Here is a 14,043-nt window from a genome sequence, read left to right on the forward strand (position 1 = left end):
GCTCAGCCCTCCCGAAAAAGGCTGGGCGCGCCCTCTATCAGCTGAGCGCGCCATTGTTTGATTTGACCGGTTTCCACCAAAAAATCGCGGGACAGCTTTTCAACCGAGGCCTCGCCTTTCAGGGATTCAATTGCCACCTTGGCCTGAAACTCCGGATCGGCGATCTCTGCTTTGGCGGTTTTCTTCTTGGGTGCAATCAATGCGGCATCCGGATCAATATCATGTTTCTGCATCACTTTATGCATAAACGATCCACGCCGTGGGCGGTTGTTCTCTTTCTCTTCTAAGCGCGGCTTCATGCGTCGCGCCCAGAAATGCACCCCTTTGGTGTCCTCCGTCAGCCAGTCTTTCTCGATGTCAAACCGGCTCCGGATCATCTTGTTCCGGTCTTTGAAAGACACCGGATAAAACGCCGCCTCAGGCTCCGCGTATTTGATCTCTCCGGACTGCTGCAAGAAATAGGTCACCGCCGCCGGGCCTGTAAAGCCCCAGTTCTGTTCGGTCATATGCACCGGGCGACCAGCGTCTTTCTCGGCCTGCAGTTCTTTCTGTTGCCAGGGCTTCAACCACGGACCAATGGCGTATTCATCCTCAAAAAACGTCAACATAGCATCGAGCGCTTTGGAGGTTTTGGGCAGACCCAACACGGCGTTGCAGACCAGACCGTCTTTTTCCCAGCCAAACACCGATTTGCGGGTGTAGTTGAAGGGACGATAGCAATAGACATCCGCATCGACCCAAATCTTGTCAGTCTTTTTGAGCATATTCAGACGCCACAGGTCGGCGTGAATCGCCGGGCTGCCGGTGCGCGCATGGCGATGCATTGGCTCGCCCGGAAAAATCTCCGCCGCATCGGCCGCATGTACCCCTTCGGGCACGTTGGGAATCTCTTCGTAGCTGTAAAGCGTGGTGTGATGGCCCGCATCCGCAAAGGATTTCAGACAGAGCTGCTCCAACCAGGAAAGCTGCCCGCCAATCCACAGGGACGCGATTTCGGGAAGTTTGGCCATTTTACCTCAACCTTTGTTCTTACTTTGGAAACAGTTTACGCGGAAACCCTTGGGCTGTCTTCGGAAATTCCACGACAATTTGTGTTAGTGGGCTGTGTCTTGCTTCTCGACGGTGAAGAAGAAATCTTCCGGCAAGTCGCGTTCCACCACCCAATCGGGGATGACTTCGGGGCCGGCAAGGAAGACGTTGGCGCCAAAATGCGGATGCAAGCGTGCCAGCCGCTCTTGTCGTGCGCTGGTCAGATCGTCATAGAACTTGCTGTAGTTGGACGTTTCTTTCAGCGCATCGATTTTGGCGCGGTGGCGATCCACCGAAAACGCATGCGCCTCTGCAATCTCGGGGTCCGACAACAGCCGATCCATCTCCGCCTGCATCGCCGGGATCATGCGCTGGATCGACGTCTCTTCCTCGGTATTGTTGTTCATCCGGAACCAATAGGCCATGCCCTGATCACGATCGACGTGGTTCACGCGACCCCGGTCCCGCTTCACCAAAAAGCTCTCAGCTGAGCGCACGGCGTAGTGGTTGAGCTGCACGAGGTCGTAGCCGATGGTGTCCGTTGTGGAGCGCCACGCGTTGCGGAACATGTCTTTTGGCAGGTTCTGCCCAGATCCATTCACCCAATTGATATGCGACCAAAGCTGCGGATTGAGGCCTTTGGGCCGGTGCACGCCCAACTTTTTGAACAGGCCGATGTTGCGATAGAGTGTCTTAAACCCCCAAGCTTGGTGCGGTTTGCGGGTCATTTCACGAGCACAGCGGGTGAATTGCGCCATCAAAGGTTCGTCCGCGTATTCATGCACATCCGAATTGCCAAACAGCCGCCAGGTGCAGGAAATCAAATTGGCGTCGCCCACCGCCTCAAATAGCGCCGGCAGCGTGCCGTCCCCGACCTTTACATTGATGAACTCGTCCACATCCATGGAAATCACCCAATCGGCATTTAGGATGATTTCTTCTTTCTCACCGGCCTGCAACGCGGCGTGTTGCGGCTTCAAATTGGTGCCTTTGAACGGATTGTCTCGGTGCTGCACAAAGCCCTTTTCTTGCAGCAAATCCAAAAAGGTATCCGTTCCGTCGTTGCAGTCATTGGTGTAGACCAGCACGTCTTTCACACCAATGGCGCGATGGTAAGCCAGCCATTCGAGAATAAACGGACCTTCGTTTTTCATGCAGGTGATGATCGCCACATCGTTGTCCACCGGGTTCACCTTTGGGACGGCAATTTCCGGCATGCGGATCGGCTTGTGATCAAACTTCTTCTTGGAGAGCTTGATCAAATCGGTCTCTTCAATGAGCGAGGTTTTGGGCACAATTTGGCCGGCCGAGTCGGTGGGGTGGCGCAAGCCCATACAGCGGTAGAATTTCACCCATTCGTCCGGCTCAGGCCGGGCCGCCACCACACGGACCAGCCGCCACACCACATCGGGGCCGGTTTTCTGCGGCGCCACGACCCAGCGCCGGCGCATTTTGGTGGCATCAAACTGAACGCAGATATGATCGCCATGGCTGACCTCGTCATCATTGCGCACCCGCCACGGGTAGCAATGCTGCCCCACCAGCATCACCACACCTGCTGATGACTCTACCGCCATGTCAAAAATGGTCCGGCCTTTGGTGGCTTTGCCTTTGGTGTGCGTGACCAGATCGGAGATATCGAGCAAGGCCACAGCGCGCGCAGTGTTGAGCCAGCGGTAGCGGATCATTTCGATCAGTTGTAACTCCGCCAATGGTGAGTCCCACGGCGAAGGCGGCGGGATGTCCATCCGATCTTTGCCTGGCGCGTCAGGCGCATTGAAGGGATGGGCTTCTGCCGGCAGATCCGGCGCTCCAAGCGGCGCATCAACACGCAGCACCATGACCTGTTTCAGGCCTTTGATCGACGCAATCCCTGCTTCGAGCTCAACCAAATAGGTCGTATTTGTCCCCGGCCTGGCCCGATCCAGGATCACCACCCCTTGCAAATTGTGGTCCTGCGCGTGGTAGGCCAACCAATCCAGAGTGGATCGCGCAGTCTCCCCATTGCGCACTGCCAACATCACGTTAAGCGTCGCAAACACGTCCAATTCTTGCGGTTGCACAGGGAGGGATTGCGCCTCATCATTCACCAGAAGGACAGGCGCATCCTCTGAATGGGCCAACTTCAAAATGAGCCCATCACTCACGCTCCGTTGATCCAGGATCTCAGTGCCAAGGCCTGCTTTTACGTCATCTTTGCCAAGACCGGTCTTAAAAAAGGCGAGGCTTTCAAACGTATTAGACGACCCTAACGCCACACAGCTTAACACCATGCCCCCAGACACATCTGTTGGAGTCAGTTCACGATAGTGAAACGCCGCTTTGCCCATACTCTGGCCCTTGTTTTGCGCTGCCTGCCCGCACGATTGTGTCAGGAATTCTTATAGTTGGCCTGTTGATACCACTTAACCAGCTCACGCTGCAAATCGCGAGACGGCACCTGACTGCTGCCAGCACATAAGACTTGCGACATCAACTCCTGTACTTCCGGTTGCTGGACCAGGGCCTCAAACCGCTCTTGATGCCATTGCACGCCCAATGCGTGCGCCTCAGTAACGCCCTTGATAGCCCGCAATCGCTGCAGCTCTCGTTCTGTTGCGAGACGCATTTTGGCGATAGAGGTGTTTACCTCGGTGTTGAAATTGCGTTCCACCCAATAGGCGAGATCGATTTTTTTGGTGGCGCGATTGGGCAGTCCCCTGTCGCGCTTCACCGCAAAAGCCGCCGCAGAGCGCACCGCGTAATGATTCAGTTCCACCAGATCGCGCGCCACTCCCATGTCGTAGAGCGACAGACGCTGTGGGTTTTGGGCCAAAAACGGATGTGTTGGATCACCGGAGCCATCAACGATATTGGGCAACCCCGCTTTCTCAGGATCTTTTTGTTTGGGGCGATGCACCCCCAGTTGATTAAACGGCCCTTTGGCGCGGAACAGGGTTTTGAACAGGCTGGCCGCCACAGGATACTGCGCATCCGCCGGAATACAGCGTGTAAACTGTTCGGTTACCGGCGCATCCTCTATGGCGACGCGGTCATTGTTGCCAAAGAGCCGCCATGGCAGAACGATCGCGTCAGTCTTGGCTGGGACTTTGGCGATCAAATCCGTGAGCCGAAGGCCCGGCACGTGGATGTTCACAAACTCGTCGACATCGGTGACCATGATCCAATCAGCCGTTTTACGCAGAGGATGTTTCCAGGCTTGCCGCAGGGCTTGCCATTGAATGCTCTTATCCGGCTCCGGCACATGCGGCACATGCACCACCTCGCCGGCCTTCGCGAGCAAGGATAACATTTGATCGGTGCCATCGTCACAATCGTTGGAATAGATCAAAAAATCCGTCACCCCGGCAGCACGGTGATGGGCAAGCCACTCCGAAAGGTAGGGCGCTTCATTTCGCACCGATGTGACGCTGAGTATGCGCAACGAACTGGCCTCAAACTTTGTTTGAACTGTGCATACCACAGCGCGTAGGCAGGGCTAAACCGATCTTAGGAAAAACATCTTAGGATGAGTCTTGCCGGAAACACCTGTCAGATCACAGGCTTATGTCTTGCCCCCGCGCTGAAGCCAGTGAAGAATGACCTGAGCCCCCTGCGATCTCAGACCGCCAAAGAGGACGCCATGACCTTTACCAAACGCACCGGACGCCCATTGCCCGCCAGCCTGCACCACCACGCAAATTCAGTGCGACAAGGCACCGTGGACCGGCGGGAGTTTTTGGCTCTGGCCAGCGCGTTTGGGGCCAGCACCGCCACGGCCTATGGAATGTTGGGATTGTCCAATCCAGCTGCTGCTCAAACAGCGCCAAAACACGGCGGCACAGTGCGCATTCAGCAAGAGGTGCGCGCGCTCAAAGACCCGCGCCTGTTTGACTGGCCGCAGATCGCGAACTTTACACGTGGGTGGCTGGAAACACTGATCTCCTACGAAAGTGACGGCACGTTCAAGCCTGCGCTTTTGGAAAGTTGGGAAATTTCTGACGACGCCAAAACCTACACGCTCTTTGTGCGCAAGGACGTGACTTGGAACAACGGCACCGCCTTCACCGCAGAAGACGTGGCCAGCAATATTCGGGGGTGGTGTGACAGGGACACGGCCGGCAATTCCATGGCCGGGCGCTTTGCAACGCTGATTGATGCAGACACCAATCAAGCGATCGACGGCGCGATTGAGGTGCTGGATGCGTATACGGTGCGGCTCAATCTACCCAAACCTGACATTTCCCTGATCCCCGGCATGGCGGATTACCCCGCCGCAATAGTGCCCGAAAATTTTGACGCGAAAACAATGTTGGAAAACCCTGTAGGAACGGGGCCTTACCTTCCGGAAACGCTGATACCAGGGGAGCGTGGTATCCTTGTGCGCAACCCGTCGCACAGTTGGTGGAACGCCAAAAACGCCGCTTGGATGGACCGGATCGAGTTTCTCGATTTTGGCACCGACCCGGCGGCCTGGGCCCGTGCCGCGCGAGACGGGATGATTGACATGACGTATTCGGTGGATGGGGAGTACGCTGACCTGATTGCCAGTTTTGACGGCTGGACCAAACATGATGTGATCTCCATGGCCACCGTTGTCGTGCGCCCCAACCAGATGGCCGACGTGGGCGGCATGAAGCCTTATGCAGACTTGCGGGTGCGGCAGGCGGTCATGAAAGCGGTCGACAACTCGATCTTACTGGAACTCGGCAACGATGGCCGTGGCGAAGTGGCACAAAACCACCACATCGGACCAGCGCATCCGGAGTATTCTGACATCGGCCACTCCGACCATGATCCGGCGGGCGCAAAAGCACTGCTAAAAGAGGTTGGCGCCGAAAATTTTGAGATGGAAATACACACCATCGACGACGCCTGGCGGAAAAACACCACGGACGCGGTGGTGGCGCAACTGCGTGATGCCGGCTTCAAAGCCAAAACGCGGGTTGTTCCGGGCAATATCTATTGGGAAAACTGGAACACATTTCCATTCAGCGCAACCGATTGGAACCACCGTCCACTTGGGGTGCAAATCTGGGCCCTGGCTTATCGCAGTGGCGAAGCGTGGAACGAGTTTGGCTATGACAATCCGGAATTTGATGCGCTTCTGGATGAGGCTCTTGGCACGCTGGATATAGAGAAACGCCGCGCTTTGGTCGCACAGGGCGAGAAAATCCTGCAAGACGACGCGGTCACCATCCAGCCCTATTGGCGCGCATTGGCCAACCACACCGTGGACGGGTTGGAAGGCGGGGCGCATCACATCTCATTTGAGATCCGCCCCGCAGAGTTGCACTGGACCTGATGTTTTAGTGGGACAGGCAGGCCTCAAACTGGTTGGCCAACGTCTGAATCAGGTCCACATAATCTGGCGTTTCCTGCTTGGCACCAGTTGGGTCCAACTCTTCGGAATGCAGATCCAACCCATCGCTGATTGCGGTCACGATATCATCGTTGAACTGCGGCTCGGTGAAGACGCAGGTGATGTTGTTGTCGGTCAAAACATCCTGGATGCCCTTTAGACGCGCAGCACTTGGGGACGCCCCGTCGCCATTGAGGAAAGCCCCGGAGGCGGCCAGATCAAAGCGGGTTTCGAAATACTGATAAGCATCATGGAACACCACAAAGCCTTTGCCTTGCAGCGGCGCCAGTTGTTCCGAGATGGACGCTGTTAGCGCAGCCAGTTCCGCGTCCAAATCCGCGGCATTGGCTCGATACGCAGCCGCGTTGTCCGGGTCGATTTCTGACAGTTTCAACGCAATTGCATTTGCCCAGAAACGCGCATTTTCAGGGTCGAGCCACGCGTGCGGGTCGACCCCTTCGTGGCTGTGGCCATCATGGGAGCCGTGCTCTCCCTCACCTTCGTGATGGTCGTCGTGGCTGTCATTGTGATCCGCATGATCTTCACCTTCATGCGCATCATGATCCGCGTGATCTTCATGATCCTTTTGGGCATGGTCGTCATGCTCTTCGTGGTCATCATGGTCAGTATGCTCGTCGTGATGGTCATCACCGTGATCATGATGGTCTTTGCCGCCTAATGACATCTCCAGGAAGGCCTCACTTTCGCGGAATTCGAGCTCGCGGGTGCCGTTCAAGTGCAACAGCTCCAGCGTCTCAGCTCCGGACGCCAACGACGCTAAGGAATCCTCCAGCATCGGGGTCAACTCAGCACCAACCCAAACCACCAGATCGGCGTTTTGCAAGGCGCGTGCCTCTGACGGGCGCATGGCGTAGTCATGCGGCGACACATTGGCCGGCAGAAGCTGCTTTGAGCTGCCCACACCGTCCATAACTTTTGCAACAAGCGCTTGAATCGGCGCGATATCTGTCACGACCTTTGGCACGTCCGCCTGTGCAGAAAGTGCTACAAGAGAGGTCGCTATGGCCGCGCAGGTGATTCGCATGAGGGTGTCCTCTGATTTGAAGATTTGCGCTGGCTCTATGCGAAATGTTATACTATATCAAGGCATCCTTTTGGGAGTGGAGCGACATCATGCAAACCGTGGGCTTTGGACAGCACGATCATTCAGCCTGCATGGGCGGCGGTATGAAGGCTGCCGAAGACGCCTGTGCTGCGCAGGGCTTGCGTCTCACCAAAGGGCGGCGGCGGGTGCTGGAAATCCTGCTGCAAGAGCACCGCGCCATGGGGGCCTATGATATCCTCGGCTTGTTGTCGGACGAAGGATTCGCCTCGCAACCGCCTGTTGTCTACCGCGCGCTGGATTTCCTTGTTGCTAACGGCTTTGCCCACAAGATCCAAAAGCTCAACGCCTATATTGCCTGCGCCCACCCTGGAGATTCTCACACGCCTGTTTTCTTGATTTGTCGCGGCTGTGAAACAGTGGCGGAAACCGCCGCGCCTTTGCAATCCACGCTGGGCGAAGTGGCGGACAAAATTGGGTTTAAGATCGAGACCACCATTGTTGAGGCAGAGGGCATGTGCCCGACATGCCAAGGCACGGAGAGCGCCGCATGAGGCTGGTCACCATCAACGGCCTGTCAGTCAAACACGGCACGCACCAGGCATTGGAAAATGTCGCACTGACCATCGATAAGGGTGAGATTGTCACCATTGTTGGCCCCAATGGCAGCGGAAAATCGACACTGCTGCGCTGTATCATTGGCGCGATGACACCGGACAGCGGCACCATCCTAAAAGCGGCCGGTATGCGCGTTGGCTATGTGCCTCAGAAGCTGGCGATTGATGCTACCATGCCGCTTACGGCGGCGCGGTTTTTGTCTTTGCCCAAACGACGCAGTGCGTCCCATATCCAAGAAGCATTGCAGCAAGTTGGCGCGGACGGACTGCAGGATCGCCCGATGGCCGGTCTGTCTGGTGGGCAGTTTCAGCGCGTGCTTTTGGCGCGGGCGCTGATGGACAAGCCGGATCTGCTCATTCTGGATGAGCCGACCACCGGCTTGGACCAACCCGGCTCTGCCGATCTCTACACCCAAATCGAGCAAGTGCGCCAAGACACCGGTGCGGCTGTGCTGATGGTCAGCCACGAATTGCATGTGGTGATGAGTGCATCGGACCGTGTGGTCTGTCTCAATGGTCATGTCTGTTGTCACGGCACGCCGGAAATTGTCGCCTCAGCCCCGGAATATCGCGCGCTGTTTGGCACCGGCACTCATGGTGCGCTCGCGCTTTATCGCCACGAACATGACCACCACCATCACCACGATCATGACGACGCGCATGATTGCGGGCACGACCACGGATCCCATTGATATGTTTGACGACTTCCTGATCCGCGCGCTGTTTGCCGGCGTCGGCGTGGCCTTGGCGGCAGCCCCTCTGGGCTGCTTTGTGGTGTGGCGCCGCATGGCCTATTTTGGCGACGCCACGGCGCATGCCGCGATCCTGGGGGTGGCGTTGTCATTGGGGTTTGGGGTGTCCATTTTCCTGGGCGCATTGGGGGTGGCTTTGGCGATGGCTGTGACCGTGTCCAACCTGTCTGAACGGGGCTATGGCGTCGATACCATTTTAGGCGTTTTGGCGCATTCGGCCTTGGCGTTTGGTCTTGTTGCCGTGTCGTTTTTACAAGGCGTGCGGCTGGATCTGAATTCCTATTTGTTTGGCGATATTCTGGCGGTCAGCAAAAGTGATTTGGTGGTGATCTGGTCTGGAGCCGTCTTGGTCTTCGGGTTGATGATTTGGCGCTGGCAGGCGCTTTTGACCGCCACTGTGAACCGCGGACTGGCCTATGCCAGCGGGATCAATCCCAAGCGAGAACAACAACTTATGACCCTTGGCCTCGCCATTGTGGTGGCTGTGGCAATCAAGGTTGTCGGCGCATTGTTGATTGTGGCGATGCTGATCATTCCAGCAGCCGCGGCGCGCGCAGTGGCGCGTTCTCCGGAGGCGATGGCCTTTGGGGCAGCAGGCATTGGGGCGCTGGCCGCAGTGGGTGGATTGGGCCTGTCTTACCAGATGGACACACCTGCCGGACCATCGATTGTATGTGCGGCGGCGGTGCTGTTTTTGACGCTCAATCTGGTGGCGCGGGTGGTTCTGAGAAGCGCCCGTTAACTGACCAAAATCCACGTCGGTATTGCGTCGGTATCACGGCTGTTTTGCGGAGGTGCGTATTTTTGCACACTCGCGCTGTTAACCTTTAGTCTGTCAGAGCCGCATGCACCAATGCTTTGAGCTGTGGCCGGGTGGGATAAGAACTCGACGGCGAGAGCTGTGTGAAGAACACCACTGACAACTTCTCCACCGGATCGATCCAGAAGAAGGTGGAGGCCATACCGCCCCAGCTGAAGTCACCAACACTGCCGGCACAACGGGCGCGGGCCGGGTCCAGCACGACCGCGCCGCCGAGACCAAAGCCCATGCCATCCATCGGCTGTTCAGCAAAACTCATCGGCCCCATGGAAGCAATGTCCCCGGGCAGGTGATTGGAGGTCATGAAGCGCACGGTGCGCGGGGATAGCAGACGCACATCACCCAGCGCGCCGCCCCGGCGCAGCATTTCGGCAAAGCGTAGGTAGTCGTCCATGGTCCCCACAAGCCCCCCACCGCCGGAATGCATAGAGGAATTCAGGAAGGGCGAGCCGTCGGTTGTGTCCACCAAGCGCAGAGTATCCGCGCCGATCTTCGCCTGATTGAGCGCCATAGCGTCGCCCTCAAGCGGGGTATAAAGATCGGCAAAGCGGTCCTCAGTGCCCGGAATGACCGAGAACCCAGTTTCCGACATGCCCAGCGGGTCGAGAACTTCACTTTTCAGGAACTCGGCGAGACGCTGCCCGGTGATGACTTCGATCACACGGCCCAGAATGTCGATGCTGACGGAATACTCCCAGCGGGTGCCAGGCTGAAATGCCAAAGGCAGGGCCGCCACCTGATCTGCCATTTCGGCCAGCGCGCCTTGGTTGGCTTTGAACATCAGGTCCTGCGCGTCCATCTGTTTGGCCAACAGACCGGGGTTAAACGGGTAGCTCAGACCGCTGGTGTGGGTCGCCAACTGATGCAAAGTGGGCGTGGCGCAGGGTTCCACCTGATCCATCGTCGATGCTCCGGGCACCAACGCGTGACAGTCTTTGAACGCGGGAATGAAATTGGACACTGGCGCATCCAGATGCACAAGGCCGCGCTCCACCAACATCATCAGCGCGACCGTGGTGACCGGTTTGGTCATCGAATAAATCCGCGCCACCGTATCACGCTCAAACGGCGCGCCGGAGGCGATGCTGCGCAAACCCGTGGCGTGGTCAAACACCACGTCGCCATCGCGCGCGATCAAAGCGCCGCAACCGGCGTATTTGCGATCGGTGACAAGTTGATCCATCCAGCCCGACAGCTGCGCCAAACGGTTGGTATCAAACCCCCGATCCTGCGGTGATGCTGTGCCGATCATGGATGCCTCCGAAACTGCCCAATCTACATCCTAGAGTGCCTTTTTGCCGCAACTGCGGACAAGGTGGTAAGACTACGTAGTTCGTTCAACCTTAACCCTAGGTCCCTATTCCCGAGCAATCCCCTTTGAACAGCCCCTTAAATCGCCCATATTGGACCCAACCACAGGCCAGGAGGACGCGACACGTGTTCACAAAGACCTTGAAACAGAGACTTGGGGCAGCTTTTGCGGCGGTCCCCCTTTTGCTAACGGCGCAGATCGCCGCCGCTCAGGACGCAGCCCAAACCACAGAGCCCCCTGCCCCGCAGACGGTTTATGTGTTTGGCAACAGTCTGGTGCATCACCTGACCGACACCGATGAAACCGCCGTGCCACATTGGCTAAGTCAGATGGCAGTGGCGGCTGGCACGACGTTAAAGCTGGACGGGCAATGGGGCTTTCTGCGCGATTTTGCCAAGAGCGAGACACCCAGCGCCGGATGGCGGTTCAAAGATGTGACCCGAGGCTGGACGCGCGACTATCGCAATTTTGCCGATGTGGACTGGGACACCATTGTGGTCACCCCGGCGAACTTCATTCAGTATCAGGCCGCCGACAAGGCCTTCCATGGCGACAACCCGGACAATGCCTCACCCCTATCGACCACGCTGGAGGTGATCGACAACATGCAGAGTGCCGTGGGGCCTGTGCGTATTGCGATCTACGAAGGCTGGGCCGATATGGGCAGTCAGGTCAAAAACTTCCCGCCCAGCGCGCGGCAGATGCGCAAGTATCAGCGGTTCAACAGCGGCGACTACCATGAGTGGTTTGAGGACTACGTCGACGCGCTGCGCGACGCCCGACCGGATGCGGAGATTGACCTGATCCCGGTGGCCAGCACTTTGGCGGAACTGATTGAAGGCGGCGTTCTGGATGGGTTGGACGCGGAGGTGTTTTACACCGACGATGCGCCCCATGGCACACCGACCACCTATTTCCTGGCCGCCGCGATCACTTATGTGAGCCTCTATGAGGCGGAGCTGCCTTTGGTGCTGGATATTCCGGAGAGCATCCATGCGGATGTGCGCACCTATTGGGAAGCCGTGCGTGATGAAATCCACCGGCTGGTGTTGAAACCTTTGCAGCAAGCGGCGGCCCGGGAGGTGCCGTCCGGTGTGCCCTTTCGCACGCCAGACGGAGATGCGCCGCAGCTAGCCGGGCTTGGGCTGGCCGATCCGGCGCTGGCCATGGGGCTGAGCGGGATCAGCGATTGGTCAACGCAGCAGCCGTTTATCAACGTGATGAAAACCGCGCGACCTTGGGTCGGGCATCTGCCCAGCCAATGGGGCGGGGTGAGCTTTGAAGAGCTGGATGCGCGTGGCTTGCTGGACGCGGAAGGCTGGGTCTGGGGCGTGCCGGAGGACATCGAGTCGGTCGAGGCGCTGATCCTGACGGACTTGCCCGAGGAGGCCAGCGGCTTAGCGGGGCGGTATCGGGTGACGTGGCAAGGCACGGGGGAAATCGAGCTTACTGGTCGCGCGCGGGTGACCTCCAAAGCGCCGGGCGAAATCTGGTTTGACTTCACGCCGGGCGAAGGGCCGGTGGGGATCAAGATCCGCCAGCCGGACCCGGATATGACCGGCGATTATGTGCGCGACATTCAGGTGATGGCGCAGTCTTACATAGTGCTCGCGGAGGCTGGCGCGGTGTTTAATCCGGCCTGGCTCAACGTGGTCGACGACCTGCGCATGGTGCGGTTTATGGATTGGATGAAGACCAATGGCTCCACCCAGTCCGGCTGGGACGGCCGGCCTTTGCAGAGCGACTTCACATATGGCTGGCGCGGGGTGCCGGTGGAACTGATGGTGCGGCTGGCCAATGAGATTGGCGCGGACCCGTGGTTCACCATGCCGCATCTGGCGGGTGAGGGCTATCTGACCGCCTTTGCCAGCTATGTTCACGACCATCTGGATGCGGCGCTCAACGCCCATGTAGAATATTCCAATGAGATGTGGAACTGGGGCTTTGAGCAGGCGCAATGGGCCTTGAAAGAGGGCGAAGCGCGTTGGGGCAAAGGCCAAGACGTGCAGATGCAGTTTGCCGGGATGCGCGCGGCGGAGATGGCGCGCATTTGGGGCGAGGTTTATGGCGACGCGGCCGAGAGACGGCTGACACGGGTGATTGCCACGCACACAGGCTGGCCGGGTTTTGAAGAGGGGCTTTTGCAGGCACCACTGTGGCAAGCGGAGGGCAATCCGGCGCCGGTGAGTTTGTTTGAGGCCTATGGCGTGACTGGCTATTTTGGCGTCACGCTTGGGCTGGAAAACGAGGGTGCGCAGGCGCTTCGGGGCTGGCTGGAGGACGCGCGTAAGAAGGCTGAGACTGCAGGCGCGTCAGAGGGGCTGCAAAGGGCGGCGCTGACGGCTTTTGTGGACGACCACGCGCATGACGGCGTGGCGGCGCAGGCGGCGGACTGGTTGCGCGAGGGTGAGTTGAAAGAGCTGACCGGGAAGCTGCTGCCGTATCATCGGAATGTGGCGCGCAAGAACGGTCTGAAACTGGTGATGTATGAAGGCGGTAACCATGCGGTGGGCGTGGGTGTTGAGGCCAATGACGCGGCGCTGACGGCGTTTTTTACAGAATTCAGCACCAGCGCCGAGATGGGCGCGATGTATGAAGAGCTGCTGGCAAGCTGGCGCAGTTTGGGCGGGCAGAGCTTCAATGCGTTTACCGATGTGGGCAAGCCGAGCAAATGGGGCAGTTGGGGACATCTGCGGTATTTGGGCGACAAAACGCCCCGACATGATGTGCTGATGGATTATAACCTCACGGGACCACATTGGAGCGAAGACCGTGCCGAGGATACTTTCCTGCACGGCGGAATTTACCTGGGTGATGACGACACCAACCGGTTGGAAGGCACCGGCAAGCGCGATGTGCTGTTGGGCATGGGCGGCAATGATGTGCTGGTGGCGCGGGGACCAGGGGATCTGCTGCATGGCGGGCCAGGCACGGATCGGGCGATTTTGCCGGGGACACAGAGCGAGTATGAATTCAGCCGCGAGGGCGCGCAGGTGCAGGCAGTGGCGGACGGGCGCAGCTATCTGCTAACCGAGATAGAGGCCGTGGCCTTTGAAGACGCCCCTGCGCTGGTGCTGCCGCTGAGCGGGCTTTTGTGACACAGGGTTGA

Annotated in this window: 10 protein-coding genes; 5 read left to right on the forward strand and 5 right to left on the reverse strand. The window is 58.2% G+C overall.

Annotated features, from left to right (window positions below):
- Positions 1-2 precede the first annotated feature (2 nt).
- The 3 genes from JXR15_RS01885 to JXR15_RS01895 all read right to left on the reverse strand — a co-directional run bounded on the left by JXR15_RS01885 (position 3) and on the right by JXR15_RS01895 (position 4,453).
- Positions 3-1,010 (reverse strand): hypothetical protein, encoded by a 1,008-nt coding sequence (locus JXR15_RS01885; RefSeq protein ID WP_422051546.1) that lies wholly within the window; start codon positions 1,008-1,010, stop codon positions 3-5.
- Between the two features lie 84 nt (positions 1,011-1,094).
- Entirely contained in the window at positions 1,095-3,359 is a 2,265-nt protein-coding gene (locus JXR15_RS01890) for a glycosyltransferase family 2 protein (RefSeq protein ID WP_422051547.1), read from the reverse strand.
- 41 nt (positions 3,360-3,400) lie between these two features.
- Entirely contained in the window at positions 3,401-4,453 is a 1,053-nt protein-coding gene (locus JXR15_RS01895; RefSeq protein WP_422051548.1) for a glycosyltransferase family 2 protein, read from the reverse strand.
- Between the two features lie 198 nt (positions 4,454-4,651).
- Between JXR15_RS01895 and JXR15_RS01900 the strand changes: the two genes are divergently transcribed.
- Entirely contained in the window at positions 4,652-6,313 is a 1,662-nt protein-coding gene (locus JXR15_RS01900; RefSeq protein WP_422051549.1) for an ABC transporter substrate-binding protein, read from the forward strand.
- Between the two features lie 4 nt (positions 6,314-6,317).
- On the opposite strand, the gene JXR15_RS01905 is transcribed toward JXR15_RS01900, so the two are convergent.
- On the reverse strand, positions 6,318-7,415 hold the full coding sequence (locus JXR15_RS01905) for a zinc ABC transporter substrate-binding protein (protein ID WP_422051550.1): 1,098 nt from the start codon (positions 7,413-7,415) through the stop codon (positions 6,318-6,320).
- Between the two features lie 89 nt (positions 7,416-7,504).
- Here JXR15_RS01905 and JXR15_RS01910 point away from each other — a divergent pair, with 89 nt between their 5' ends.
- The 3 genes from JXR15_RS01910 to JXR15_RS01920 are packed head-to-tail and all read left to right on the forward strand — an operon-like array spanning position 7,505 to position 9,544.
- Positions 7,505-7,987, forward strand: coding sequence for a transcriptional repressor (locus JXR15_RS01910; RefSeq protein WP_422051551.1), 483 nt, complete (start codon positions 7,505-7,507; stop codon positions 7,985-7,987).
- On the forward strand, positions 7,984-8,742 hold the full coding sequence (locus JXR15_RS01915; RefSeq protein WP_422051552.1) for a metal ABC transporter ATP-binding protein: 759 nt from the start codon (positions 7,984-7,986) through the stop codon (positions 8,740-8,742). The genes JXR15_RS01910 and JXR15_RS01915 overlap by 4 nt, the downstream gene beginning before the upstream one ends.
- A gap of 1 nt (position 8,743) precedes the next feature.
- Positions 8,744-9,544, forward strand: coding sequence for a metal ABC transporter permease (locus JXR15_RS01920; protein ID WP_422052230.1), 801 nt, complete (start codon positions 8,744-8,746; stop codon positions 9,542-9,544).
- Between the two features lie 85 nt (positions 9,545-9,629).
- On the opposite strand, the gene JXR15_RS01925 is transcribed toward JXR15_RS01920, so the two are convergent.
- Positions 9,630-10,874 carry a serine hydrolase domain-containing protein gene (locus JXR15_RS01925; protein ID WP_422051553.1) on the reverse strand — a complete coding sequence of 415 codons (1,245 nt, stop codon included), beginning with the start codon at positions 10,872-10,874 and terminating at the stop codon, positions 9,630-9,632.
- Positions 10,875-11,059: 185 nt separating this feature from the next.
- On the opposite strand from JXR15_RS01925, the gene JXR15_RS01930 reads away from it, so the two are divergent.
- A complete protein-coding gene (locus tag JXR15_RS01930; protein WP_422051554.1) occupies positions 11,060-14,032 on the forward strand; it encodes a calcium-binding protein in 2,973 nt (990 codons plus the stop codon).
- Positions 14,033-14,043: the final 11 nt, after the last annotated feature.

The organism is Shimia sp., from assembly GCF_049116215.1.
Lineage (GTDB): Bacteria > Pseudomonadota > Alphaproteobacteria > Rhodobacterales > Rhodobacteraceae > Shimia.

Bases quoted from the DNA above. Each gene is read 5' to 3' on its own strand.
- JXR15_RS01885 (WP_422051546.1), bottom strand. From the start codon at position 1,010: ATGGCCAAACTTCCCGAAATCGCGTCCCTGTGGATTGGCGGGCAGCTT.
- JXR15_RS01890 (WP_422051547.1), bottom strand. From the start codon at position 3,359: ATGGGCAAAGCGGCGTTTCACTATCGTGAACTGACTCCAACAGATGTG.
- JXR15_RS01900 (WP_422051549.1), top strand. From the start codon at position 4,652: ATGACCTTTACCAAACGCACCGGACGCCCATTGCCCGCCAGCCTGCAC.
- JXR15_RS01905 (WP_422051550.1), bottom strand. From the start codon at position 7,415: ATGCGAATCACCTGCGCGGCCATAGCGACCTCTCTTGTAGCACTTTCT.
- JXR15_RS01910 (WP_422051551.1), top strand. From the start codon at position 7,505: ATGCAAACCGTGGGCTTTGGACAGCACGATCATTCAGCCTGCATGGGC.
- JXR15_RS01915 (WP_422051552.1), top strand. From the start codon at position 7,984: ATGAGGCTGGTCACCATCAACGGCCTGTCAGTCAAACACGGCACGCAC.
- JXR15_RS01920 (WP_422052230.1), top strand. From the start codon at position 8,744: ATGTTTGACGACTTCCTGATCCGCGCGCTGTTTGCCGGCGTCGGCGTG.
- JXR15_RS01925 (WP_422051553.1), bottom strand. From the start codon at position 10,874: ATGATCGGCACAGCATCACCGCAGGATCGGGGGTTTGATACCAACCGT.